This window comes from Geobacillus sp. GHH01, assembly GCF_000336445.1.
In the GTDB taxonomy this organism is placed as follows: domain Bacteria; phylum Bacillota; class Bacilli; order Bacillales; family Anoxybacillaceae; genus Geobacillus; species Geobacillus zalihae.
In genome coordinates this window covers 584,474-609,696 of sequence record NC_020210.1, presented here as the reverse complement: position 1 = coordinate 609,696, position 25,223 = coordinate 584,474, and the positions used below count along the sequence as shown (strand labels likewise).

The following is a 25,223-nucleotide window of genomic DNA, read 5'->3' as shown; positions in this document are numbered from 1 at the left end:
CCGCGGGTTATATAGAGGCAATCTGAAACGTTAACGTTTGTTTCTTTTTGTGGAGCCAGCCGACATGTCAGCGACTGTCGGACGACTGAACAACCTCGCTTCGAAGGATCCATTTATTGGTCTGCAAAGCTTCACTTCGTTATAGAAGCGGAAGACTTCTTTCGAGATTAAGGTTAAAATTGAAAGGCGAACTGTTTAAACGGCCAGTAGCGAAAGTCCACCTTGCCGACAATTTGGTTGATTTTGACAAACCCAAAATGGCGGCTGTCCCAGCTGCTAAGCCGGTTGTCGCCAAGAACGAAAATGCAGCCGGGAGGCACCCGTGTTTTCCCGGTCACCTCCTCAAGCGTAAAATCCCCGGTCAGCCTGCCGTCAAGCAGCTTTTGCTTATACGGGCGCAAATACGGTTCGTCAACTTTTTTTCCGTTGACATACAAGATGTCATTTTTGTACGCGATCCGATCGCCAGGCAGGCCGATAACCCGCTTGACGTAATCTTCCTTTTTGTTGGCGTGAAAAACGATAATGTCGAACCGGCGAATAGGCCCGATGTCGTAGGAAAGCTTATTGACGATCAGCAAATTGCCGCTCTCTAGCGTCGGCATCATCGATTTTCCTTCCACCACGTAATTGCTGAACACGAACAACCGAAGCGTGGCGACAACACAAACGGCAACAAACCATGGCCATCGGCGGCCTCGTTTTTCTTTTTGCTTCGTCACTCCCCGTCCTCCTCGCCGCCTTGTTCTTCCGTCAACGAAAATCGCGCTTCCACCCGTTTTCCGGCGTACCAAAGCAACAGAACGACTGCGGCGATCATCGCCGTGCGCAGCGGCTGACGGATGAGCGCCTTCAAGTCATAGCCGATAAAACTGATGGTAAACACCATGATCATCTTTCCTAGCAGCACCGCCAATACAAACTGCTGGCGGCTGATGCGCGACAGTCCGGCAACAATATTGACAAGCGCCGATGGGGTGAACGGAAAGCAATACAACAAAAACAGCGGACCAAATCCGTGTCGCTCAATCCAATGCATAAACTGCCGCACTTTCGGGTGGCGGCGGACAAAGTGAAAAAAACGCTTCTGTCCCACTTTCCGCGTCAGCCAAAACACGATGAGCGAGCCAAGTGAAGCGCCTAGCCAAGAGATCAGAAACCCTTTCCATAGTCCAAACGCCGCTGCGTTCGCCATCACGAAGACGAACATGGGCAAAATGGGAAAAAACGACTCAAGCAACGTCGCTGCGATGCCGGGAAGCACGCCGAAAGAGCGGTATTGTTCGAGCAGGGAAAGGATGCTGTCGAGCGTGAACCATTGTTTGATTGTTTCCATATCCATGTCTATTCCCCATTCAAATGCCGTTTATATCTTTATTTTACACGTCCAGGCGCCTAATTTGAACTCATCTTTAGGAAAAACCATTTTTATCAATTTGTTCAGCTAACTCTGTTTTTCTTGCTGCATGCGAAATATGTATTGGAGTTTGCGCTCCCTCGCTTCCATCCGCTCGGATAATTTCGTTCGAAGTTGAGCCGTTCGGTATAACTGGTTGATGAACGATTTGCAGGAAACATCGAGGGATATGCTTTTTCCGTTGCGGAAATAAACGATGGTCCGCTCATATTTGGCAGGCTCATACCGATAGACGTGCATGTGCGAGAGCCAAACGCAGCGGGAGTCACGCGGAGAGGCGGTTGGAAATACGTAAATTTCATTGGACGGTTCAATGGCGATCGGCGCTTTATGAGTGATGCCAATGACGGCTTTCGTTCCTTCTTTCCTTCCTTGAAAGCTGCTTCCGTAGTAATCGCAACTATGTTTAATAATGTCAATCGGCGTTTGTTTGATGATATATTCGCCGTCCTCTTCAATGACTTTCGCATACACATCGCTGTTTAAAAAGTATGGGAGAACCGCCATCGTATAACGGCTTACGATGAATTGTTCCAATACAATGAATTCATTGACTTTCATCCGTTCGTCTCCTCCCTTAATCAACTCGCTCACTACTCCTATCATACCATCAGTAGTTATTTTTTTCTATATTTTGCAAAAAATCTAATAAAAAAACCCATGACAATCGTCATGGGTGTTCTAGGAGTTTTCGAACGTTTGGCCGATTTCTTTGGACGCTAAATATTCATTCGCCTGTTCCAACGCGGTATGCTCGCCGACCGAGTCGCCAGCATACGTCTCTTCATTCATCGACCATTGCTCAACATGAAGATCCGTACTGACGCGAAACTCGGCAGGCATCAGCTCCGGCAGATCGCCTTGATTCTTTTCCATTACATCGCCTCCTTGTACTCCATAGGATGCGTCATTTTTTTCCTTATTATGCGATGGAAGCAAGGAGGCTCTTCGTCTCAAACAAAAAACGCCCGGCCAAGCCGGGCGTCTCTTTGCTGGTGATCGGCATTAGATGGCTGTAAACTGTTGGTGATCGGCATTAGATGGCTGTAAACTGTTCTTCTTCGGTCGATCCTTTCAAAGCGACTGTTGACGATTGGCCGCCGGAGATCACTTGGGCGACTTCGTCGAAATAGCCCGTGCCGACTTCGCGCTGATGGCGCGTCGCCGTGTATCCGTACTTCTCGGCGGCAAATTCCGCTTGCTGCAGCTCGGCGTACGCCGCCATGCCGCGTTCTTTGTAGCCGCGCGCCAGTTCGAACATGCTGTAATTGAGCGCATGGAAGCCAGCCAAAGTGACAAATTGGAACTTGTATCCCATTTTGCCGAGCTCTTGCTGGAATTTGGCGATCGTTTCGTCGTCCAATTTTTTCTTCCAGTTGAACGACGGCGAGCAGTTGTACGCCAGCAGCTTGCCGGGGAATTTTTCATGAATCGCTTCGGCAAACCGGCGCGCCTCATCCAAATTCGGCTCGCTCGTCTCACACCAAATGAGGTCGGCATACGGCGCATAGGCAAGCCCGCGGGCGATCGCTTGATCCAAACCGGCTCTTGTGCGATAGAAGCCTTCCGGTGTCCGTTCTCCAGTGATAAACGCTTGATCGCGCGGGTCGATGTCGCTTGTGATCAAGTCAGCAGCGTTCGCGTCGGTGCGTGCGATGAGCACCGTCGGAACCCCCATGACATCGGCGGCCAACCGCGCCGCAATCAAGTTGCGAATCGCCGTTTGCGTCGGCAAAAGCACTTTGCCGCCTAAATGGCCGCATTTTTTCTCCGATGACAGCTGGTCTTCAAAATGGACGCCAGCCGCTCCGGCTTCAATCATTGCCTTCATGAGCTCAAAGACGTTCAGTTGGCCTCCGAACCCCGCCTCAGCGTCAGCGACGATCGGCACAAAGTAGTCCACGTCCCCGCTGCCTTCTAAGTATTGAATTTGATCCGCGCGCTGCAACGCTTGATTGATTCGCTTGACGACATGCGGAACGCTGTTGGACGGATACAGGCTTTGGTCCGGATACATCTGTCCGGCGAGGTTGGCGTCGGCCGCCACTTGCCAGCCGCTTAAATAAATCGCCTTCAAGCCTGCTTTCACTTGCTGCACCGCCTGATTTCCGGTCAGCGCGCCAAGGGCCGCGACGTAATCCTCTGTATGAAGCAGCTTCCATAATTTTTCCGCCCCGCGTCGAGCAAGCGTATACTCGATGTCAAGCGAGCCGCGCAGTTTAATGACATCCTCAGCGCTGTACGGACGAACGATCCCTTTCCAGCGCTCCTCATTTTTCCAACTTTCTTCTAATTGCCGGACACGTTCAGCAAATGACGCCATTTTTCCTTCCCCCATCTCTCTTTGTTATATTACATTGTTTTTATTTACGTTTTTATTATATAACAGAAAAACGAAAGTGCAAGCCTTTTTTTGAAACTTTTTTTAATTAGGAAAATAGTCGCATATTGTTCATAAACATCGCGATTTTTTCGCTAATTTTTTTGATATGATCATATTGAGGAGTGATGAATGGTGAAAAAATGGTATACGTTAGCTGCCTCTCTTGTCATCATCGGCATCAGCGTCGGCATCCTGTACTTTGCTGTCTACCAGCCATCAACGATGCGGCTTCCAAATGACGTGACGATGGAAACAGCATGGGGAAAATCATACGAGTTTGGCGACCTTCCGCCGAAAGTGAGGCTTGTCGAGTTTATTTATACAAACTGTCCGGATGTTTGTCCGAATACGACAGCGCAAATGGCAAAACTGCGCGATCGCCTAAAACAAGCCGGGGTATTTGGAAGCAAGGTGGAATTCATCACGATCACGATCGACCCGGCGCGCGATACGAATGAAAAGCTGCAGACATATGCCAATGCGTTTGGAGTCATGAGCGACGGACAAGGTTGGGTGTTTTTGCGCGGCAGTGAAGCGGACACGAAAAAAGTAGCGGACGCCTTCCACTTTCAATACCGCGACCCGGGCAACGGCATGATCGTACACACGACGCTCGCCTACTTGCTTGGCCGCAACGGTCGTGTCGTCAAACAAATCGGCATGGGGACATCTCGATTTCATGTCGATGAGGTATACGAGGCGATTATGGAGGAATTGTCATAACCATGCAGCAAGTTTGCATACCTGTCGCAAAAGGAAAAGAGGAAGCGATGTCCGCTTCCCTTTTTAAACAAATAACGAATACAGGCTGAGCGCTGCAACCGCCGCAAGCACGACGATCATGACGTTGGCCCCAAGCCAAGCTGTGATGACGGCCGCCGCAAAACCGATGACACCGAACCAAAAATCATCTTGGATGAAAAAAACGTCAGGAATAATGAGCGCCCCGAGCACCGCATACGGCACATTTTTCAGCACTCCTTGCCAAAACGACGGCAGCTCGACGCCACCGAGCAACACAAACGGCAACAGGCGCGGCAAATACGTCACGATCCCCATGCCGATGATCATCCATACGATTGTGCTATTCACCGCCGTTTCCCCCTTCCTTCGTCAGCCATTGAACGATGATGGCCGACAACAATGTAGCCAAAACGATCGACCAGCCTTTCGACAAGTGAAGAGCAAACGTGCCGATCGAGTTGAATAAAGCCGACAGCCCCGCCAGCCAGACGATTTTCCGCTGCTTTTTCAACGCTGGAACGAGCAGGCCGATAAACATGGCATACAAGGCAATGGACATACTTTCTTGCAAACTTTCCGGCAAACCGGCCCCAGCGGCATAACCAATGCCCGAGTTGACGACCCAACTGCCATACGCCATGGCAATGAGCCCAAACATATACGAGGCGTTGATCGTTCCTTCTTTCATCGCCGCCACCGAAAACGTTTCATCTGTAATGCCAAAGGCGTACAACGCTTTTTTCCAAAGCGCGTCCGGCTCAGCCTTTTCATTAAGGGACGCCGACATTAAAAAATGGCGAATGTTTAATATGAATGTCGTCAACACGATTTCAAACACCCCAGTGCCAGCGGTAAGCAGACTTAACGCGATATATTGCGAGGCGCCGGCGAAGACGACGATGCTCATGAGCACAGTCTCAGCGAACGTCAGTCCGGTTGTTTTGGCGAGCAGCCCAAACGCCAGCGCGATCGGCATATAGCCGATGGCGATCGCTACTCCTGCTTGCACCCCTTGGCGAAACGGCGCCATCTTGCCGGCTGCCCATGTCGTTTCCATCCATTCATCCCCTCCATTTGACTAGATTGATAACTTTATTGTCTAAAAATTCCTTTCGTTTCGCAACCCGAACGTCCATTCATTGTTTCCGCTCACGCCAAACACGAGACAAACGCAGAAAGAGGCCAATCTATGATATAATCAAACTGATTCATGATTGATGGCAACAGAAAAGGAGTGCACGTCCATGTCAGTGAAACCGTATGTATTAACCGACCGCGGCATTTTCCGTTATGAACAAGTCACGTACCCGATGGAAGAGCGCGGCTTGCAATTCGGTGATGGCGTCTACGAAGTCGTCCGCTTATATAACGGGATATACGTTTGGCTTCGCGAGCATCTTGACCGGCTGTACCGTTCAGCGGCCGCCATTCGCCTATCCGTTCCGTTTGGCTGCGAAGAGCTCATCGAACAGCTTGAGGAGCTTCGCCGCCTCAACGATGTGCAGGAAGATGCGATTTTGTATTTGCAAATGACGCGCGGCAGCTTCCCGCGCAACCATGCGTTTCCGGCGGAAAACCGGCCGAACTTGTACGCCTACATCCAGCCGATGGCGCGGAAAACCGAGGAAATGACACATGGGGTGCGCACGATTTTGACGAAAGATGTCCGCTGGGAATACTGTTACATTAAAAGCTTGAACTTATTGCCCAACGTATTGGCGAAACAAGAAGCGGTTGAGCGCGGAGCGTTTGAAGCGATTTTGCATCGCGACGGCGTCGTAACCGAAGGCAGCTCGTCAAACATTTTCCTTGTCAAAAATGAAACGGTGTACACCCATCCGGCCACCGCACGGATTTTAAACGGCATCGTCCGCACGAAAGTGAAGCAGTTTTGCGCTGAGCTTGGCATTCCATTTGTCGAAGAAGCGTTTTCCACCAACGACCTTGCGGAGGCGGACGAACTGTTTTTAACGAGCACGACGTCAGCGATTATCCCGATTATTCAAGTCGACGAAACGGTGATCCGAAGCGGCGCGCCAGGGGCGGTGACGAAGGCGCTGCAAGCCGCCTACCGACAAGCGACGCAGCGAGAAACCCAAAATATCTGACCGGCCGGCCGAACAGAAGAGGTGTCCCCTAGCCAAAGAAGGACACCTCATTTCGTTTATGAGCTGAGCACGGCGCGGTCGCTCGCAAACTGGCTGCCGCGGATGCGTTGGAATGCCTCAAGCAGCCGCTCGACCGTCAGCTCCTCTTTCTCCTTTCCTTCTGCGGCAAAAATGATTTGCCCGCCATCCATCATGATCAACCGGTTGCCAAGGCGAATCGCCTGCTCCATGTTGTGCGTCACCATGAGCGTCGTCAGGCGGTGCTGCTCAACAATTTGCTTCGTCAACTCCGTGACCCAGGCGTGTTGATTATCCAATAAAATCCAAAGGGTATAGAAAAAAGAGCACCTTTCCTGTAGAATGTGAGTAGCGACACAAACAAACCCAGGAGGTGCTCTCTATGAACAAGCATACCACACTCCCGAATTTGATGCAAAAACTTGTTTCGGATGAAGAGATTCAACTGATTGCCGAAGCGGTTGGGTATCGTGATTCGTCTCGAACCTTTACGTTGCGCGAGTTGATTCACTTCTTCCTGCTGGCCGCCATGCATCAATGGAAAAGCTTTCGCCACGGAGCCGATGTGGGGCCTCTGTATGGATTGCCGCGATTCCATTATTCAACTGTATCCAAGAAAGCGAAAGAAGTTCCCTATGACATCATGAAACGCTTGTTGGCGTTGATCATTTCCAAGTGCAACCGCCAAACCCGCCGTTCGCTTCGGTTTCCCAAACCGCTTCGGGTGGTGGATTCGACGACCGTCACGGTCGGGAAAAACCGCCTGCCATGGGCGCCGTATCACGGCGAACGCGCCGGAGTGAAGCTGCACGTCGCGTATTCGCCGGAATCCTCGTTGCCGGCAGACGTGGTGGAAACCATCGGACTGCGTCACGATGGCCCGGTGGGAGAACAGTTGACGAACGCTCAACAAGTGCTGGTGGAAGACCGGGCGTATTTCAAAATCGAACGCCTCGATCGATTTGTGGAGCAGCATCAGCTCTTTGTCATTCGGATGAAGGACAACATCGAACTTCATCAGAAAAAAAGCTTGAAACGCCTTTCCAGCACATCTTCATCGGTTCAAGCCGACTTCACGTGCCAGTTGGGAACGAAACAATACCGCTCCACCAAGCGTCACCGGGTGGTGATCTTTCGAGATGCGAATGGCCGCGACATTCGGGTCGTGACGAACCTCTTCCATGCGTCTGCGGAAACCATTGCCGACATGTACCAACAACGTTGGACTGTTGAGGTCTTTTTCCGTTGGGTGAAGCAATATCTGAATGTCCCGACCTTGTTTGGCACGACGGAAAATGCGGTATACAACCAACTGTTTGCGGCGTTCATCGCGTATGTGTTGCTGCGATGGCTGTATGATCAAACCAAAAAACAGACGAACGTCTCTCTTTCCTTCATTTCGTTCGTTCGCCGTTTTTTCTCTGGGCAGCTTCCTCTCGATTGGAAATCCGGGATGGCCGCTGCTTTGTTTGAGTATGCCCAAATTTATGGAAGGCGTATGTCTAATTTTGGATAATCAACACTCGTGTCCGTGACCAACTCCGCCCGCGCCGGATCAAGGGCGGCGGTATGTTCATCGAGCAACAGCACATCCGGTTTTGTAAACGTCGCCATCAACAAGGAAAGCGCCTGCCGCTCCCCGCCGGAAAGAAGTCCGACTTTGGCGGCGAGCCGGTCTTCAAGCCCTAAATGAAGCGTTCGCAGCGTTTCCCGAAACCACTCGCGCTTTTGCTTCGTGACGCCAAGACTTAACGTGCGCCGCTTCGTCCGGTTGTAGGCGAGCGCCAAATTTTCCTCAATCGTCATATGCGGGGCGGTGCCGGCCATCGGGTCTTGAAAGACGCGGCCGATGTAGCGGGCGCGCGCATGCTCCTTGAGCGCGGTTACATCGCAGCCGTTGATCCACACTTCGCCGGTATCAGGAGACAGCCGTCCGGAAATGATGTTCATGAGCGTAGACTTGCCGGCGCCGTTGCTGCCGATGACGGTGACGAAATCGCCGGGGGCAAGCGTCAGATCAATGCCGCGCAAAGCGATTTTCTCGTCAGCCGTTCCTTCGTTAAACACTTTTGTAATTCGTTTCAGCTCCAGCAACGGTTTCCCCCCTCTCCAACTGCCGCACCCTCCGCTTTTTCCGCTGCCGTTCTTTTTGCGCCGCCAACGTGTTGGGCACGACGAGCGCCAGCATGACAATGAGCGCGGTAATCAATTTCACATCGCCCGTCTCCAAAAACTCGACGCGCAAAGCGAGCGCCAAAATAAGACGGTAGACGATGGCGCCGCCGATGACCGCCCACGTCGCGCGTGCGACCGAACGGGCGCCAAACAACGCCTCCCCGATGATGACGGAAGCGAGCCCAATGACGATCATCCCGATTCCCATCCCGACGTCGCTGAATCCGCCGTACTGGGCGACGAGCGCTCCGGAAAGCGCCACGAGCGCGTTCGACAGCCCAAGGCCAAACACGATCAACCAATCGGTGTTGGCGGAAAAGCTCGCCACCATCGGCTTGTTGTCTCCAGTTGCCCGCAAGGCGATCCCCACTTCTGTTTTCAGCAGCCAATCCAACAGCCCTTTGACCATTAGCGCGACAATCGCCATTGACACAAGCACCGCCCATGTCCGCGGCGCAAAACCGGTGAAGGAAACGAGTCGGTTGAGCGCCGCATCCAATCCGGCTTGCCGCCAGGCGGCTGTGATTTTTGTGATGACCGTTTCCTGCTGCAACAGCGGAACGTTCGATTTGCCCATAATGCGCAAATTGACCGAATACAAAGCGATCATCATTAAAATGCCGGATAACAGTGGATTGATTTTCCCTTTCGTATGCAAAAGCCCAGTCAACACCCCGGCGGCAAAGCCGGCCAAAAGCGCCGCGGCTGAGGCGGCAAACGGATTGGCTCCATTGACAATCAGCACGGCGGCGACGGACGCGCCGGTGACGAAGCTGCCGTCAACCGTCAGATCGGGAAAATCCAAAATGCGAAACGATAAATAGACGCCGAGCGCCATCACGGCGTAAATCAAGCCGGCTTCGACGGAACTGAACATCGCTGTCCACACAACTTTTCACCTACCTTTTCGGAAACACACCAAAGGCGCATGTGACACGTTGAGTGCCAAAACGCACTTTTCCCTACTTTTTTGGCCCCCCTCCTTCATCGAAGGAGGGACGGCCGCTTATTCAATATATTCCGCAATGGAATCCCATTCCGGATTGAGCTTGATGCCCATTTCTTGCGCTGCTTTTTTATTGATGACAAGCTTCAATTTTTGTGGATATTGCACCGGCAAATCGGCTGGCTTTTTGCCGTCTTGCAAAATTTGCGCCGCCATTTCCCCCGCTTCGTAGCCGATGTCATAATAGTCGAACCCGTACGCCGCAAAACCGCCGCGCTTGACGGAATCCAGTTCACCGACAAAAAGCGGAATGTCGTGCTCATTCGCCACCTGGATCACCGACTCGAGCGCCGAGACGACCGTGTTGTCGGTGATGATGTACAGACAATCGACTTTGCCGACGAGCGACTCGGTCGCCTGCTTCACCTCTGCTGATGTCGATACTGATGCAGGAACGATTTGCAAGTCCGTTCCTTGCATCGCCTTTTTCACCTGTTCGATTTGAGCGACGGAGTTTTGTTCGCCGGCGTTATATACCATGCCGACACGGTTGCCTTTGATATATTTGTCAATAAACTGCACCGTTTTCGGGATCGCATCCGGGTGCGTATCGGTCGTCCCCGTCACATTGCCGCCCGGTTTTTCCATTGATTGAACAAGCTGCGCGCCGACTGGGTCAGTCACCGAAGTGAACACGATCGGAATGTCTTTTGTCGCATTGAGCGCCGCCTGCGCGCTTGGCGTTGAGTTGGCAAAAATCAAGTCGACGCCGTCCGAAACAAAATTATTGGCGATCGTTTGGTTGTTGCTTTGGTCGCCTTGGGCGATTTGCACGTCATACTCAACGGACAGCCCTTTGTCTTTTAACGCCTGCTGGAATCCTTTGCGCGCCGCATCGAGCGATGGATGCTCGACAATTTGCGTCACGCCGATTTTGTAAGTCTTTTCGCTCCCACTCTTCCCGCCGCTCCCCTGGCTGCTTCCCGTCTCTTTCGCGCCGCCGCAGCCGCCAAGCAACAAAAAGCTGGCCGCACACACCGCGGCGAACTGCCGAATCGATTGACCCACGATCCCATCCCCCTATGTAGAAAAGTTTATTCCTTTTAAACTTTTATGTGTTAAATTATATAAATTTCTCTACTTGTTTTCAATATAATATTCAAAAAAAAGAAAAGGTGCTGAAAATTCAGCACCATCAAGCGTGGGAAGACACGAGCCGCTCTTTTAACGCTCTTCGCAAAATTTTCCCTGTCGCATTTTTCGGCAGCTCGTCCAAAAAGTCAATCGCGCTCGGCACTTTATATTTTGCCAACCGCTCACGGCAGTAAGCAATGAGCTCTTCCTCCGTCAATTCCGGATTTTTCGCGACGACATACGCCCGCACGGCCTCTCCGTAGTCTGGATCCGGCACGCCGATCACCGCAGCTTCCACGACATCTGGATGGCTGTACAGCACTTCTTCGACTTCGCGCGGATACACGTTGTAGCCGCCGACGATAATCATCTCTTTCTTTCGGTCGACGATATAGAAATAACCGTCCTCGTCCATGCGCGCCAAATCGCCGGTGTGCAGCCAGCCGTCGCGCAAGGCGGCCGCCGTTTCTTCCGGCATTTTGTAGTACCCTTTCATGACGTTCGGCCCCCGGACGACAAGCTCGCCAACCTCACCGATGGGCACTTCTTCTCCATATTCGTTTACGACTTTATTTTCAACATTCTTAATGCTTGTTCCAATCGAGCCGGGTTTGCGCGGCCGGTCGAGAGGATTGAAGCAGGTGACAGGGGATGCCTCCGAAAGCCCGTACCCTTCCGAAATAATGACGTTGAACTTTTTCTCAAAGTTTTTAAGCAAGGCGACCGGCATCGAAGCGCCTCCTGAGATGCAAAGGCGGAGCGTCCGCAAATCGTCCGCACTTCCACCTTCATATTGATAAAGGAAATTGTACATCGTCGGCACGCCGGCAAAAATCGTCGCCTTTTCCTCGCGAGCTAGCTGAAACAACTTCGCCGGGCTGAACTTTGGCATAATGAGCACCGTTCCGCCGTTCATTAATGGGGCGTTGAGCGCCACGGTCAAGCAAAACACATGAAACATCGGCAAGGCGGCAATGACGCGATCGTTTTCATTGATGCCTAAATAATCAGCCGTATCTTGCGCATTGCTGTATATGTTTTGATGAGTGAGCATCGCCCCTTTCGGCTTGCCGGTCGTCCCCGATGTGTACAAAATGACGGCGACATCGTCATCACCCAGTTCAGGGCCGGTAAAATCCCGGCTGCCGTCCGCCAACACTTCTGCAAACGATTTCATTCCTTCCGACAGGGAAATGCCTTTTTCCTTCCCTTCCGGTGTTTCACAAACGATCGCATGCTCGAGCAGCGGAAGCCGCTTCTTCGCCTCCACAAACAACGGAGCGAGCAAGTCAAGGCCGATCACCGCCTTGACGTCGCCGTTGTGCAAAATATAAGAAATTTCCTCGGGCGTGTAGATGGGATTGATCGGAATGACGGTCGCCCCAAGCCGCAGCGCCCCGTACAAGCCGATGACGAACTGCGGCGAATTGCCAAGCAACAAGGCAATATGGTCGCCTCGGCGAATGCCAAGCCGCGCCAATCCGTCGGCAAATCGGGAAATGGCTTCATCCAATTGTTGATACGTGCACCGCTCTTCCCTAAACACATACGCTTCCTTGTCCGGCAACTGCTTCGCGATTTGCGCCAACCGCGCCGTGACGTTCATATACGCTCCTCCCCCCAAAATGAATGAATGACCATTCATTTTATAAATAAAAAAATTCGAACTATATCCATTATAAAAAAAAGAACAGCAAAGGGCAAGGGAAAGCGTTTCCTTTGCTGCTCTCTCTTATTTTGGCCTATTGCGCCCATGTTAGGCCGGTGCGGGCGAGGCGGATGACACCGCGGAACGTCCGGCCAGCCTCCTCAACCAGCTGCTCGTGCCGGCCAACGTGTGGCAAATGCGTCAACCATAATTCTCCGACACGTGCTCCCTCTGCGATGGCCGCCGCCTCCTCGCTCGTCATATGCCCAGCCGGCGCCGCGTTTTGCCCAGCGTAAAAGTTGCACTCGCAAATGAGCAAGTCGGCTCCTTTGGCAAACGGAAGAAACTCCGGTATATAGCTTGAATCGGCCGTATAAACAACCGTCTTGCCGCCGGCAGTAATGCGCATCGCGTAGCATGGCACCGGATGGACTGTTTTCATAAATGTGATCGAAAACGGTCCAACAGCCAGCGTCCCATTCGGGTCATAGGCAATTCCTTCCGTAATGCCGCTGTGCGTCAAGCGGGAAAACGCCGCCTCGTCTTCCACATGGCCGTAAATCGGCAAGACGGGAAGGTCAGCTCCCAAATTTTTATGAATGAGACGCGCGTATTGGAGCGGGCCGATGTCGGCGATATGGTCGTAATGGTAATGGGAGATGATGACCGCATCTAAGTTTTCCACAGCCGTATAGTTTTGCAGCTTGGCAAGCGCCCCGCTGCCGCAATCAACGAGCAGGCAAAATCCGTCATGCTCGAACAAATACGCCGATGTCGCTTCATTGGCGGCCGGGAACCCTCCCCAATAGCCGATGACCGTCACTTTCATTTTCGGTTCTCTCCTTCCATTCGTTTTGTCTTCATCATACACAACCGCGCCTATTTTTTCATCTTTGTTGATTTTTGTTTTAAAACACATATTGACATTTTGTTATGTGTTATAATACAATAAAATTACCAAGACAACGGAGGGGATCGGAATGTTGATGAAAGTGTTGGAATTTTTCAGAAACTTGCCACCTAAAAAATGTACGCACTGCGGCAAAGAGATTGACGAGCAGCATGAATGCTACGGCAACACATGTTCTGATTGCCTTGGCGCCGCTTACCGCCACTAGGTAAGCGGAATACCTTCTTGCGTCACGACGTCGGCTGCCCCGCCGGCGTTTGGCTGTTCCCTAATGCAGCCTGCCTTTTCTTTTGACTGCCTCTGGTTGAGAGGCAGTTTTTTCATTTTCGGCCGTCACCCTCATCACCCCATGTTTGAACAGCAGCCACCCGCCCCAATCACAGCAATGGTTGTTCTCTCATTGATTCCCGGTTGATGGTTTGATTCATGTGAAAAGAAGAAGGCGCCCCAAAAAGATGAGAGGGACGCCTTTCCTTCATTCTCATTTCGCATTGCTCATTTGCATGTCGGAGAAATGGCTGCTTTTGCGCCAGCCGGCAGCGCAGCCAGTCATCACGTTTGAGCTGCTGTTTCCGTTTCCCTCCATACCGCATAACGGCGGCGATACCGAAGGAGAAAATACACGAGCGTCGCCAAGGCAAAGACCGCGGCTGTCGCAAGCAATATCGCAGCTTCCTTCCACATGACCAAGAAATCGCCGCTTGAAATGACGGCTCGCAACCCACGGATCGCATGGGTCATCGGCAGCCACGGATGAAGCGACTGCAACGCACCCGGAACGAGCTCAATCGGATACGTGCCGGCGCTTCCGACCAGCTGGGCAATCAATAGCAAAATGGCAAGAAACCGGCCCGGGTTGTCAAACACGGTGACAAGGAATTGAACAATCATCATAAATGTTATGCTGATGATCCAAGTGAACAAATGCCAAGCAAATTCGGGCGGAGCACGATGGCCCGCAGCTCTTTTCGCAGCATATGGCGCTCCCTCCTTTGTACAGATGACCAAATTGTCCGCATGGTCAATTTCCAACAAAAAAAGAGGATCATCTATCTCGACAATCCTTGCAAAAAATAGAGCGTAAACAATTCAGCAATTTGTTCTTTTGTCAACGGTTCATGATCTTTTTCCCAATCGACGATCAAGGCGATGTACGTCTTGAGCATCAAAAATGCCGTAATTTCCGAATTGCACGGACGAATCTCCCCTTTTTCCACCGCCGCATCAATTTTTTGCCGAATGAACTCGACCATTGCCCGGTCCAGTTTGGCAAGCACTTCTTGCACCGCCGCCGTACCGATATTGCGCACTTCTTGAAGCAGCTTCGCCGTCAGCTGATGGCGCTGGCGAAATTCCAAAATGCGGTACAAGGCGCGGTGGACGTTTTCGGAAAACGGCAGCGACGAGTCCATCGCCAGCTCCGCTTCCGCCTTGATTTCCATAATCAATCCGGAGACGATTTCATCAAGCAGTTCCTCTTTGCTTTTAAAAAACGTATAGATCGTCCCCTTGCCGACGTTGGCGAGCTTGGCGATCTGCTCCATCGTCGTCGCCTTGTAGCCAAAGGCAGCAAACGATTGGGCCGCCGCTTCGATGATTTGCCGTTTGCGGTCGCTTGCCATACTCCTCATCCTTCAAACTGACTAAATGAACAATTTGGTCAATCCGTATCCATTATACTATCAAACAACATGGATGTAAAGGGCCGTCGCATTGGGGACGGAATTTCTTCCTGCTCCCTCATCCTTTCCAAGCAAATGGGTAGAAGCGCCGTTGAAGCTTCTCCCACGTTCTTTTCACATCCCTTTTGCAGCGGAAACCACTTCCACGAACCAAAAGAGACAAACAGCCATCCGCTGCTTTTCGCTTCAAACGGCGGGCGGCCGCACCGACGTCCAAATGTGAGCGGCGAACGGACCAGGGCGTTGGAAAACCGTTGGTTAACGGACGCTGCTGTACAGATCGGACGTCTGTTGAACTGGCGCTTGCTGCAAATACAGAAGCACGTCACGCACCGCTTTTTCGCCTTGGTCAATGCAATCCGGCAATCCGAGCCCTTCGTATGAGCTGCCGGCCAAAAACACCCCCGGCAACTCGGACGCCATCTGCTCCTTAATCTTCGCCAGCCGCTCGCGGTGCCCGACCGTGTATTGCGGCATGGCCCGCTTCCAGCGCGAGATGACGGCGAACTCCGGTTGGCCGGCGATGTTCATCACTTTATTTAAATCATCCAATACAACACGGACGATCTCATCATCAGGTTGGTCGACGATCTCCTCATCGCCCGGGCGCCCGACGTAGCAACGCAAGAGCGCCTTGCCAGGCGGCGCGGTGTGCGGCCATTTTTTATGCGTCCATGTGCACGCTGTCATCGTGTAATCGCTGCGGCGCGAAACGACAAACCCGGTGCCGTCAATGTCTTGGCGGATCGCCTCCTCCGGAAATGCGAGCGCCACCGTCGCCACCGACGTCAGCGGCACTGAACGGAACGGGGCGAAAAACGGATAGTCAGCGAACATGTCGGGCACAACATGATGCGGCGTTGTCACGATGATGCCGTCTGCCCCCCACACCTCTCCTGTGCTCAGTTGCAGCCGATACGCCGAATCGGTGCGAACGATCCGCTCGACACGCACCCCTTTGATGACGCTGCCCGGCTCAAGCCGTTTTTCCACTTCATCAACGAGCGACTGCAAGCCCGTTTTTAACGTCTGGAACGCCCCTTTCCGCTCTTTTTGCTCTTTCGGCGTCGTTCGTCTCGCTCCACGGACAAGGCTTCCGTATTTTTGCTCAAGCTGAAAAAACTGTGGAAACGTCGCCATTAGGCTCATCTCATCAATGTCGCCGGCGTAAATGCCGGAAAGTAGCGGTTCGATGAGATTGTCCACCACCTCATCGCCGAGGCGGCGGCGGAAGAAGCGGCCAAGCGGCATATCACCATCGACTTTCACCGGCGGCAGCACAAAGTCAAGCGCCGCCCGCAGCTTGCCGGCCGGGGAAAACAGTCCGGTCGTTAAAAACGGGGCGATGCGCGTCGGAATGCCCATCACCGCTCCGCCCGGAATGGGATAGAGTTTGCCGTTGACCAAAATGTACGATGTTCCGGTCGCGTTATGAACGATCTCATGTTCAAGGCCGACTTCCTTCACAAGGCGAAACGCGCTCGTTTTCCGCGCCAAAAACGAGTCTGGACCGCGTTCAATGACAAAACCGTCGCGGACGACCGTCTGCACTTTTCCGCCGAGCCGGTGCGTCGCCTCGACAAGTTTGCATGCAAGTGGGAGGCGTTGCTCTCGAATCGCTTTTTGCAAGTAGTAAGCAGCCGTCAAGCCGGTAATGCCACCGCCGATGATGACGACCGTCCGTTGCCCTTCATTCATGTCGATCGCCTTCTTCCGCCCACCGCTTTAACACAACCGACGCCAATGCATCAATAAACAATGGATTCGTGTTGGGCATCTCCGGTCGGTAATAGCGGGCGCCGATCTCTTCCGTCACCTGTTTGCACTCAATGTCGTTGTCATACAACACTTCCAAATGGTCGGCGACAAAACCGACCGGCGCGTAAACGAACGACGTATAGCCGCGCTCTTCGTAAAGCTGGCGCGTCAAGTCTTGCACGTCCGGCCCAAGCCATGGTTCCGGCGTCTGACCGGCGCTTTGCCAGCCGACGGCATAGTGGGCGACGCCGGCTTGATCAGCAATTCGTTTCGCTGTATCTTCGAGCTGCGTTGGATACGGGTCACCGGCTTGAATAATTTTTTCCGGCAAACTATGTGCGGATACGATCAGCACAGCTCGCTCCCGCTCACGTTCCGGCATGGCGGCAAAAATCGCCCGCACTTGTTCTGCCCAATATTGCAAAAACTTCGGCTCGTCATACCATTGATCAATCGTGTAAATGGTCGGTCCGCCGAGCTTTTCCGCTGCCGCTTTCGCCCGCTCATTGTACGAGCGAATGCTGAATGTGGAATAATGAGGGGCTAGGACGATCCCAACCGCTTCTTTGATGCCGTCATCATGCATGCGCTCGACGGCATCCTCAATGAACGGCTCAATATGTTTGAGCCCTAAATACATGCGAAACTCGACTTCATCTTGCACTTCGTTCAGCCGCTCCTCGAGCCGTTTCGCCTGCTCTTCCGTAATTTTCGCAAGGGGCGACAACCCGCCGATCGCCCGATAGCGCGCTTTTAAATCCTCGATTTGTTCCTGCGGCGGCTTGCGCCCATGGCGAATGTGCGTATAATACCGTTCAATATCATCTTCCCGGTACGGCGTTCCGTACGCCATCACGAGCAGCCCCACTGTTTTTTTCACCATTGTGCCACCCCCTCGTTTAGTTCGTTGACGTATATTCGTGGATAAAAGCGGTCAGACGCTTCAGTGTCGCCGGCTGAACATCCGGAAAAATGCCGTGGCCTAAGTTGAAGATGTAGCCCGGCCGTTCCATCCCTTCGTCCAAAATGCGCTTCACCCGTTCTTCGATCACGTCCCACGGCGCAAGAAGCACCGCCGGATCCAAGTTGCCTTGAATCGCTTTGACAATGCCTTGGCGGCGCGCTTCGCGAATCGACAGCCGCCAGTCAAGGCCGATGACATCAAGCGGCAAGTCGTTCCACTCATGCACTAAGTGACTGGCGCCGACGCCAAACATAATGAGCGGAGCCCCTTCTTCCCGCAAAGCGGCAAAAATGCGCGCCATCGCCGGCTTGATAAACGTCCGGTAATCGTCAGCATTGACGGCGCCAACCCAAGAATCAAAAATTTGCACAGCGCTTGCCCCTGCCCGAATTTGCGCCCGCACATAACGGATCGTCATCTCAGCGAGCTTGTCCATTAAGGCGAACCACGCTTTCGGTTCAGCATACATGAACGCTTTCGTCTTATGATAATTTTTTGACGGACCGCCTTCAATCATGTAGCTCGCCAACGTAAACGGCGCCCCGGCAAACCCGATGAGCGGCACATCCAACTGTTCGTTGACAAGGAGCCGGATCGTTTCAAACACATACGGCACATCATGTTCTGGATCAATCTCCCCGAGCCGCTCGACGTCTTGAAGCGAGCGAATCGAATTCGCGATCACTGGCCCGACGCCGCCCTGAATCTCGACGTCCACGCCAATGGCCGGCAGCGGTGTCATAATGTCTTTATATAAAATGGCGGCATCGACGCCATATTGCTCAACTGGAAGTCTCGTGACGTACGCGCAAAGCTCCGGTTGATGCGTAATGTCAAACAGCGAATATTTTTCTTTCAGCGCCCGATACTCCGGCTGCGACCGTCCGGCTTGCCGCATATACCAAACCGGCACGTACGGCGTTTGTTCGCCGCGGCAGGCGCGCAAAAATGTATCGTTGATCTGTCTTGCCATCTCCATCCGCCTTTCTGTCCTCACAATCCCGTCAACGATTTCGCCTTTTCTTGCCTTCAAACATTGCCTATCTCCCTTTCACTATACAGCTTTCCGTACCCAATGTATAGAGAAGAAGGCGAACTGTCAAAAAATCGACCGATTTTTCAGTTCATGCCCATTATAGCAAAAAAGCTGCCCCGGCCGCACGGGACAGCTTTCTGTTCAGATGAGAAACATGGCGACAACGGTCGTAACCACCAAGCCGACAGCAACAGGAATGAGGTTGCGGCGCGCCAGCTCAAACGGGTCAACCCCGCAGATCGCTGCCGCTGGAATGAGCGCCCACGGAACGAGCGTGCCGCCGCCGACCCAAATGGCGGCGATTTGGCCGAGCGCCGTCAACGTCGCCGCTCCGCCGCCAATCGCTACAGAAAACAAATGAGCAACCGAGCCGGCGAGCGAGATGCCGGAAAATCCGGAACCGTCAAGACCAGTAATGGCCCCGACGATTGTGAGCGTAACCGCCCCCACCTCATTGTTCAGCGGCACCGCGTGAGCCAAGGCAGCCCCTAAATCGTTGACAATGCCTTGCGATGCCTGCGGCAAATAGTCGCCGATGATTTTCACAAACCCCGCATCGCCAAGATAGAAAAACGCAGCGATCGGAATAACAGGGCCGAACACTTTAAACCCGAACTGAAACCCTTCAATAAAGTAATGGGTCACTTCCGCAAAACTTTCTTGCCGATGGGCGAGAACGGAGATGAGAATCAAAATGAAAATCGCCGTCCCACCAACCAAGGCGGTTGCTTCCCCGCCTTGCAATCGCAAATAAAACATCGCGATGACATCAAAAGCGAACAAAATCGGAATCAACAGCGCGAGCCATTTTTTCGTTTGCCCCGTCAGTAAATGGCCTGTTTTCTCCAGCGTCGAATCGACCGTTGCAGCCATTTCCGCCTCTCCGCTTGCAAGTCGCCCTCGATTCATGTCACGACGCAGCAAGTAAAACGCCGTGACCGTTGTGACGGCTCCCATTACAAAAACAAGCGGCACGCTGGCAGCGATGACATCGCCGACCGGCAGCCCGGCGGCATCGGCTGTTAATTTCGGCGCCCCTTGGATGATAAAATCGCCGGAAAGCGCAATGCCATGCCCGAACAAGTTCATCGCCATCGCCACTCCCAACGCCGGCAGACCGACGCGGACCGCTGCCGGCAACAGAACAGCCCCCATGAGAGCAACAGCTGGGGACGGCCAGAAAAACCAAGAAATGATCATCATCAAAATTCCGATCGTCCAATACGCCCAAGCTGGCGTACGAATGAAATGAACAAACGGCGAAACCATGACATCATTGATGCCGGTGGCCGACAACACTTTGCTCATCGCCACAATAATGGAGATGACTAAAATCGTCGGCAATAGCTCCGTAATGGCGTAAATAAAGCTGTTAAACACTCCGCTGACCGCCGCGCTCAACGAATGGGTAGCGACCGCCGCCAATAAAAAGATGCCGGCAATGCAAATGAGCGATGTATCTTTGCGGGCGACCATAAACCCAATGATGAGCACAATGAACAGCAAGTAAATCCAGTGCAGCGCTACAAGCTCTACACCCATGAACCATTCCCCTTTCTTCCCAACTTCGAGTCCGATCCTGTGGACATGCGCCCAGGCCGGCGTACTACAGCATATGAAGCGGGAAAAAAGGTGTGAAAGCTCGCATCGTCTCACGCCAAAAGAAAAAAGCCGGCGCAATCATCGCTAGCGTCCGGCTTTCTGCCCACGCTGCAGGCGCACGTACCGCCCTGCCGTCCAAAGCCCCCATATGTTTCCGCCAAGCCAAGTGGCGAGCCAAAGAAGGCGCGGGGAAACAGCCAACAGGACGAGATGGAATACCGTATTTTGCCCAAACAGCAGAATGGAAAGCAACCGAACCGCCGCAGCATCCGGTTGCGCCTGCGGCAACGGGTACAGCCGCGGCCATAGGGAATAGCGATGATGGGAAGGCAGCGCGGCCAGTTGAACAGCGGTCGCATAAAGAAACAGAAATGCGATCGCCGCCCGCCCGTATTCATGATCAACTACAGTGAGCAGGACACTTCCGAGCGCGGTGAGGCGGACATACAGGCCAATATACCCACCCACGCGCAAAAACGTGCGGGCATACAAATGAAAAAACACATGCCGCTCGTCGTACGGTATCAAAGCGAGCAGCGGATCAAGCCAGCGCCGCCGCTTCGCCGCCTCCCGCCATTCCGGAACGTCGGTAAACAAGTTGGCCAACCGGTAAAACGCCGTGGCCGCTCGCTGTTCTTCCGCGATGATCCGTTCCCATTTCCATGTTTTACCTCTGACCAATCTTGACAAACAGATGGACAGAACAACCATCAAACCGACCAAAACGACGAAAAATGGCCATGGGGCCGCAACCAGCACCAAATAAACGAACACCGCCGCTAGGCTGAAACGGGTAAATGCGCCAAAGCGATGAAAAGACGGATCGGCGATGTAGCTTCCTTGCCAACTGGCCCATAAGCTCCATCCTTTGAAACAGAAAAGACCGAACAAAAAAAGCGGCCATGACACCGGGGAAAAGCGAGCATGCAGTGGACCCGCCAACAGCAAAAGCAAAGAAAGGCCGTACGCCTGCCATAACCATGAGACGAAAAACGCCCGCTGAATATACGGACCGAGCCGTTCTTCCGCCGGCAACAAAAACACCGCATCCGCCTCGCGGAACAAGGTGCGCACTGATCCAGCGGCCGCCGCCCAGCCGAACACGACCGCCGCAATAGCCGGATACGGAAACGAGTCAGGAAGCGCCGCCGCAAAGCGCTCGTACATCACCGCTATGCCGCCAAGCACAATGATCAAACCGACGAGCAAATGGTCGTTGAACATATAGCGCAAGTAGCGGATCCGTTTTCGCCATTCCAATTGGAAACGCTGCTTCCAAAGACGGCGGGCGTCAATCATGGCGCATCGTCCTTTGTCAATTCGACGTACAGTTCATCAAGCGACGCCCCCCAGAGCCCGAACTGGCGGCGAATGTCATCGAGCGTCCCTTTGGCTTTGACGCGGCCGTTGTGCAAAATAACGAATGAGTCGCAATACCGCTCTGCCGTCGCTAAAATGTGCGTCGACAGCAAAATGCCCGCCCCCTTCTCTTTCTGTTCATTCATTCGCTCAAGCAGGGCGTGAATGGCAAGCGGATCGAGGCCGAGAAACGGCTCATCGATGATATAAAGCGGCGGTTCAAGCAAAAAGGCGCATACAATCATGACTTTTTGCTTCATTCCTTTCGAAAAATGAGCCGGAAACGAGGAAAGCCGCCGCTCCAATCGAAACTCGCGAAGCAGCGGCGGAAGGCGGCGTTCATACTCTGCTTCGCTCAACCCGTACGCCATCGCCGCTAGACGCAAATGTTCCTCAAGCGTCAATTCTTCATACAACACCGGCGTTTCCGGGATATAAGCAAACTGCCTTCGATACGTTTCCCGCCCGTCCGCAAGCCGATAGCCGTTAATGGAAATCGCGCCGCGGCGCGGTTCCATCAAGCCGATAATATGTTTGATCGTCGTGCTTTTGCCGGCTCCATTCAGGCCGATCAAGGCGACCATTTCGCCGCGGTCGACCGCAAACGTCACGTCTTCAAGCACGTTTTGCGCCGTGTAGCCTCCGGATAGATCCTTCACTTCTAAAAGCGTCATCGTCCGCTCCCTTTCCGTTCTGGCCTTTGTCCCCATTGTACCAAACGATAGCCTCGCTTACCAAAAAAAGATCACACCGTTCTTTTGCATAAACTCACTCAAGCCGGGCATGATAAATAGCGAAGAGGGGATGAGGAATCAAAAAGTTGATGAACGATCCATCCGAAATGGGGTGTTCGTCAAAGACACCGTTGTGAGCCGCAAAACGTTGTAAACGTTCCTAGGAAGCGACCATCGCATTCGTTGCTGGGAAGCAACGGTCCTGTCCAAAGGGGATGGTCACGTTGAACAAAGGAAGCGCTCACGCCGAACCAACTTTTGCTGCAAATGGGGTGTTCATCAAACGCACATTTGCTTGAATCATCCTCTCCCCTTTTCACCAACTGGGATGTAACCTGCGTTGCGGGATTACATCCCGGTTTTTTTATGGTAAAATGAAGAAAACAGGAAAGAAAGGGTGACCACAGTGAGCGATTGCATTTTTTGCAAAATCATTAACGGCGAATTGCCCGCGGCGAAAGTGTACGAAGACGACCATGTGCTCGCGTTTTTGGACATCAGCCAAGTGACAAAAGGGCATACGCTTGTCATCCCGAAAGTACATACGGAAAACATTTTCACCCTCACGTCGGAGGCGGCCAGCCAACTGTTTCGCGCAGTGCCGACGATTGCCAATGCACTCAGGCGAGCATTTTCCCCGGTCGGGCTCAACTTACTGAACAACAATGGCGAGCAAGCGGGGCAGACAGTGTTCCATTACCATCTTCACCTCATTCCACGCTACGGCAAAGGGGATGGGTTTGGCGCGGTCTGGAAGTCGCATGCAAGCGACTATACGCCCGCTGACCTGCAGGCGATCGCGGCCGCCATTCGCGAACAGCTCGGCTGATCTCCCGTTGTTGAACAGCAGAAAGGTCAAGCCCACAAATAAAAAAACGGAAGCAGGGATGTTCTGCTTCCGTTTTTTACTGTTTTCCTTGCTGCCCGATTACATCTTGCAAATCTTTGTCTTTGATCTCAACACCGGCATCTTTCACCAGTTTGTCCACTTTTGACTGCATCGTCGTAGGATCAAGCTTGTTCCGTTTGACTTCAAACGCAATTTCGTCTTTCATTTCGTTGAACGACTTTTTCTTTTCTTTGTCCGTCACTTTAATGATATGGTAGCCGTAATCCGTTTTCACCGGATCGCTCACTTCGCCGACTTTCAGCTTATAGGCGGCTTCTTCAAACTCCTTGACCATTTTCCCTGGGCCAAACCAGCCTAAATCGCCGCCGTTGGACGCCGAGCCTGGATCTTGGGAGTATTCTTTGGCCAACTTGGCGAAATCCTCGCCTTTATCAAGCTTCGCCTTTACTTCTTTTGCTGTTTTTTCATCTTTGACCAAAATATGGCTGGCGCGAATTTTCGGCTTGTAGTTGTCATAATACTCCTTCAGCTCTTTCTCCGTCACTTTTATGTCTTCAACGGCCGCTTTCGTCCGCAGCAAATCGAGCTTGACCATTTCGCGGATCACTTTTTCTCCGTTCTGCTGCACGGCCAAATCATATTGCGTTCCATACGCTTCCTTGATTCGTTCGATTTCGCGGTCGATCTCTTCATCGGTTACCTTGTATTTTTTGCTCAACACTTTTTCGTCAATCAAATCACGAAGGACGGATTTGCCGACGCGCTCTTTCATCTCATTATAAAATTCGTCTTTCGTAATATTGCCGTTTTTCGTTTCCACAATCGCTTCCGAACCGTCGTTGCTGCAGGCCGACAAAGCCATGAGCGAAACGACGGCAGCGGCCATCATCCATTTTTTCATTCGCTTCACAACTCCTACATCTTTTTTCGATTGAATGTTCCCACGCTTTCAAGCGGCGCAGATCGAATGGCGCCCAAGCGCGCCCAAGAAACAACATGCTCGCCTCTTCAGCCACGACAATAACTATACCATATTTCCAACGAAAAAAAAACCTCTTTCCGCTTTAGTCATCCGCCCATAACATGCACGCTTGCCATACATATGATGAGGATGAAGCGCTCGACAGGCTTCTTCTTGCCGAAAGGGGGTGTTACGATGAGCGCACCTTATTCCGGAGGCTTTGCGTTGATTGTTGTGCTGTTTATTTTGCTAATCATTGTCGGCTGCGCCTGCGTCATCTACTAAACGAAAGAGGGTGCTCCCGCAAAAGGAGCACCCTTTTTTGCCGCCTTCCTTGAAACGAAGGGAGAGGCAACGACAATGGAACTCGCTCCATCAAAAGGAAAACATAACAATCCCCGCATCAACCGTTAGAAGAGAGAAAAGTTATGTAAACAACACTTCAAAGTAAGAAGAGATTAATAAAATCGTAATCAGGACATTGATCGTGCGAAAAACCGCCGGCTGCTGCTCCTCCGGGATGTCACGCTGCGCACAAAGCGAGTGTGTGAGCTGGTTGATAAAAAATAAGACCACAACCGCCAGGAGGATGAAAGAAAGCACCAAAACTGTTCCCCTCCTCTTTGATTCTTCGCCAAACGCCGCCCATGGCTTTAACTTTACATCGTTCATGGCGGGAAATCAATCATTTTTCTTTTTCCGGACACAAACCGATTTTTCTATTGGTGAATGCGCACAAATTCGGTAAAATATACGTAAAAACGGTCACATTTTCGTCACCAAAAGGAGCACGA

General features: G+C 52.4%; 27 protein-coding genes and 2 pseudogenes. 6 read left to right on the top strand and 23 right to left on the bottom strand.

Features of this window, described 5'->3' with window-relative positions:
* Positions 1-173: 173 nt before the first annotated feature.
* From lepB to aceA, 5 genes are all read right to left on the bottom strand, one after another.
* Positions 174-722: a signal peptidase I gene (gene lepB / locus GHH_RS03155; RefSeq protein WP_011230183.1), complete on the bottom strand. Its 549-nt coding sequence runs from the start codon at positions 720-722 to the stop codon at positions 174-176.
* Positions 719-1,342, bottom strand: a complete 624-nt coding sequence (locus GHH_RS03150; RefSeq protein WP_015374052.1) for a TVP38/TMEM64 family protein — start codon at positions 1,340-1,342, stop codon at positions 719-721. Before GHH_RS03150 ends, lepB begins: the two co-directional genes overlap by 4 nt.
* A gap of 102 nt (positions 1,343-1,444) precedes the next feature.
* The gene (locus GHH_RS03145; protein ID WP_014195018.1) at positions 1,445-1,978 is read right to left on the bottom strand and encodes a competence protein ComK; all 534 of its coding nucleotides are present in this window, start codon (positions 1,976-1,978) and stop codon (positions 1,445-1,447) included.
* Positions 1,979-2,098: 120 nt separating this feature from the next.
* A complete protein-coding gene (locus GHH_RS03140) occupies positions 2,099-2,293 on the bottom strand; it encodes a hypothetical protein (protein ID WP_011230180.1) in 195 nt (64 codons plus the stop codon).
* Positions 2,294-2,453: 160 nt separating this feature from the next.
* Positions 2,454-3,740, bottom strand: coding sequence for an isocitrate lyase (aceA, locus tag GHH_RS03135; RefSeq protein WP_011230179.1), 1,287 nt, complete (start codon positions 3,738-3,740; stop codon positions 2,454-2,456).
* A gap of 192 nt (positions 3,741-3,932) precedes the next feature.
* On the opposite strand from aceA, the gene GHH_RS03130 reads away from it, so the two are divergent.
* Positions 3,933-4,523 carry an SCO family protein gene (locus GHH_RS03130; protein WP_011230178.1) on the top strand — a complete coding sequence of 197 codons (591 nt, stop codon included), beginning with the start codon at positions 3,933-3,935 and terminating at the stop codon, positions 4,521-4,523.
* 63 nt (positions 4,524-4,586) lie between these two features.
* On the opposite strand, the gene GHH_RS03125 is transcribed toward GHH_RS03130, so the two are convergent.
* Positions 4,587-4,892 carry an AzlD domain-containing protein gene (locus tag GHH_RS03125; protein ID WP_015374051.1) on the bottom strand — a complete coding sequence of 102 codons (306 nt, stop codon included), beginning with the start codon at positions 4,890-4,892 and terminating at the stop codon, positions 4,587-4,589.
* Positions 4,885-5,601: an AzlC family ABC transporter permease gene (locus tag GHH_RS03120; RefSeq protein ID WP_014195014.1), complete on the bottom strand. Its 717-nt coding sequence runs from the start codon at positions 5,599-5,601 to the stop codon at positions 4,885-4,887. The genes GHH_RS03125 and GHH_RS03120 overlap by 8 nt, the downstream gene beginning before the upstream one ends.
* 187 nt (positions 5,602-5,788) lie before the next feature.
* Between GHH_RS03120 and dat the strand changes: the two genes are divergently transcribed.
* A complete protein-coding gene (gene dat, locus GHH_RS03115; protein ID WP_011230175.1) occupies positions 5,789-6,652 on the top strand; it encodes a D-amino-acid transaminase in 864 nt (287 codons plus the stop codon).
* Positions 6,653-6,708: 56 nt separating this feature from the next.
* Here the strand turns inward: dat and GHH_RS03110 are convergent.
* Positions 6,709-6,948 (bottom strand): annotated as a pseudogene (locus tag GHH_RS03110) (ABC transporter ATP-binding protein); the annotation flags it as partial.
* Between the two features lie 104 nt (positions 6,949-7,052).
* Between GHH_RS03110 and GHH_RS03105 the strand changes: the two are divergent.
* On the top strand, positions 7,053-8,186 hold the full coding sequence (locus GHH_RS03105) for an IS4-like element IS5377 family transposase (RefSeq protein ID WP_015373890.1): 1,134 nt from the start codon (positions 7,053-7,055) through the stop codon (positions 8,184-8,186).
* Between the two features lie 11 nt (positions 8,187-8,197).
* Here GHH_RS03105 and GHH_RS03100 read toward each other — a convergent pair.
* The 5 genes and pseudogenes from GHH_RS03100 to GHH_RS03080 form a co-directional block, all read right to left on the bottom strand.
* Positions 8,198-8,764, bottom strand: a pseudogene (locus tag GHH_RS03100) (ABC transporter ATP-binding protein); the annotation flags it as partial.
* The gene (locus tag GHH_RS03095; RefSeq protein WP_011230173.1) at positions 8,730-9,722 is read right to left on the bottom strand and encodes an ABC transporter permease; all 993 of its coding nucleotides are present in this window, start codon (positions 9,720-9,722) and stop codon (positions 8,730-8,732) included. The pseudogene GHH_RS03100 and the gene GHH_RS03095, both read right to left, overlap by 35 nt.
* 129 nt (positions 9,723-9,851) lie before the next feature.
* A complete protein-coding gene (locus GHH_RS03090; RefSeq protein WP_015374048.1) occupies positions 9,852-10,859 on the bottom strand; it encodes an ABC transporter substrate-binding protein in 1,008 nt (335 codons plus the stop codon).
* Between the two features lie 127 nt (positions 10,860-10,986).
* Positions 10,987-12,531: a fatty acid--CoA ligase family protein gene (locus GHH_RS03085; RefSeq protein WP_015374047.1), complete on the bottom strand. Its 1,545-nt coding sequence runs from the start codon at positions 12,529-12,531 to the stop codon at positions 10,987-10,989.
* A gap of 136 nt (positions 12,532-12,667) precedes the next feature.
* A complete protein-coding gene (locus tag GHH_RS03080) occupies positions 12,668-13,402 on the bottom strand; it encodes an MBL fold metallo-hydrolase (protein WP_015374046.1) in 735 nt (244 codons plus the stop codon).
* Between the two features lie 151 nt (positions 13,403-13,553).
* Between GHH_RS03080 and yhfH the strand changes: the two genes are divergently transcribed.
* Positions 13,554-13,691 (top strand): protein YhfH, encoded by a 138-nt coding sequence (gene yhfH / locus GHH_RS17850; RefSeq protein ID WP_013146223.1) that lies wholly within the window; start codon positions 13,554-13,556, stop codon positions 13,689-13,691.
* A 344-nt stretch (positions 13,692-14,035) separates the two neighbouring features.
* Here yhfH and GHH_RS03075 read toward each other — a convergent pair whose 3' ends face one another.
* From GHH_RS03075 to GHH_RS03040, 8 genes are all read right to left on the bottom strand, one after another.
* Complete coding sequence (locus GHH_RS03075) at positions 14,036-14,374, bottom strand: YhgE/Pip family protein (RefSeq protein ID WP_236612583.1); 339 nt, start codon at positions 14,372-14,374, stop codon at positions 14,036-14,038.
* Positions 14,375-14,532: 158 nt separating this feature from the next.
* Positions 14,533-15,105 carry a TetR/AcrR family transcriptional regulator gene (locus GHH_RS03070; protein ID WP_011230167.1) on the bottom strand — a complete coding sequence of 191 codons (573 nt, stop codon included), beginning with the start codon at positions 15,103-15,105 and terminating at the stop codon, positions 14,533-14,535.
* 318 nt (positions 15,106-15,423) lie between these two features.
* A complete protein-coding gene (gene hemY / locus GHH_RS03065) occupies positions 15,424-16,863 on the bottom strand; it encodes a protoporphyrinogen oxidase (RefSeq protein WP_014195002.1) in 1,440 nt (479 codons plus the stop codon).
* The gene (hemH, locus tag GHH_RS03060; protein ID WP_014195001.1) at positions 16,856-17,806 is read right to left on the bottom strand and encodes a ferrochelatase; all 951 of its coding nucleotides are present in this window, start codon (positions 17,804-17,806) and stop codon (positions 16,856-16,858) included. The genes hemY and hemH overlap by 8 nt, the downstream gene beginning before the upstream one ends.
* 16 nt (positions 17,807-17,822) lie before the next feature.
* Positions 17,823-18,860 (bottom strand): uroporphyrinogen decarboxylase, encoded by a 1,038-nt coding sequence (gene hemE / locus GHH_RS03055; RefSeq protein ID WP_015374044.1) that lies wholly within the window; start codon positions 18,858-18,860, stop codon positions 17,823-17,825.
* Between the two features lie 204 nt (positions 18,861-19,064).
* Entirely contained in the window at positions 19,065-20,465 is a 1,401-nt protein-coding gene (locus GHH_RS03050) for a hypothetical protein (RefSeq protein WP_015374043.1), read from the bottom strand.
* Positions 20,466-20,609: 144 nt separating this feature from the next.
* A complete protein-coding gene (locus tag GHH_RS03045) occupies positions 20,610-21,824 on the bottom strand; it encodes an ABC transporter permease (RefSeq protein WP_015374042.1) in 1,215 nt (404 codons plus the stop codon).
* The gene (locus GHH_RS03040; protein WP_015374041.1) at positions 21,821-22,558 is read right to left on the bottom strand and encodes an ABC transporter ATP-binding protein; all 738 of its coding nucleotides are present in this window, start codon (positions 22,556-22,558) and stop codon (positions 21,821-21,823) included. Before GHH_RS03040 ends, GHH_RS03045 begins: the two co-directional genes overlap by 4 nt.
* Before the next feature lie 466 nt (positions 22,559-23,024).
* On the opposite strand from GHH_RS03040, the gene GHH_RS03035 reads away from it, so the two are divergent.
* Entirely contained in the window at positions 23,025-23,447 is a 423-nt protein-coding gene (locus GHH_RS03035; protein WP_033024796.1) for an HIT family protein, read from the top strand.
* Between the two features lie 76 nt (positions 23,448-23,523).
* Here GHH_RS03035 and GHH_RS03030 read toward each other — a convergent pair whose 3' ends face one another.
* Complete coding sequence (locus GHH_RS03030) at positions 23,524-24,369, bottom strand: peptidylprolyl isomerase (protein ID WP_015374039.1); 846 nt, start codon at positions 24,367-24,369, stop codon at positions 23,524-23,526.
* Positions 24,370-24,624: 255 nt separating this feature from the next.
* Between GHH_RS03030 and GHH_RS17845 the strand changes: the two genes are divergently transcribed.
* Positions 24,625-24,714, top strand: coding sequence for a YjcZ family sporulation protein (locus GHH_RS17845; RefSeq protein WP_021322511.1), 90 nt, complete (start codon positions 24,625-24,627; stop codon positions 24,712-24,714).
* A gap of 141 nt (positions 24,715-24,855) precedes the next feature.
* Here the strand turns inward: GHH_RS17845 and GHH_RS03025 are convergent, their stop codons facing one another.
* Positions 24,856-25,035, bottom strand: coding sequence for a hypothetical protein (locus GHH_RS03025; protein WP_033006720.1), 180 nt, complete (start codon positions 25,033-25,035; stop codon positions 24,856-24,858).
* Positions 25,036-25,223: the final 188 nt, after the last annotated feature.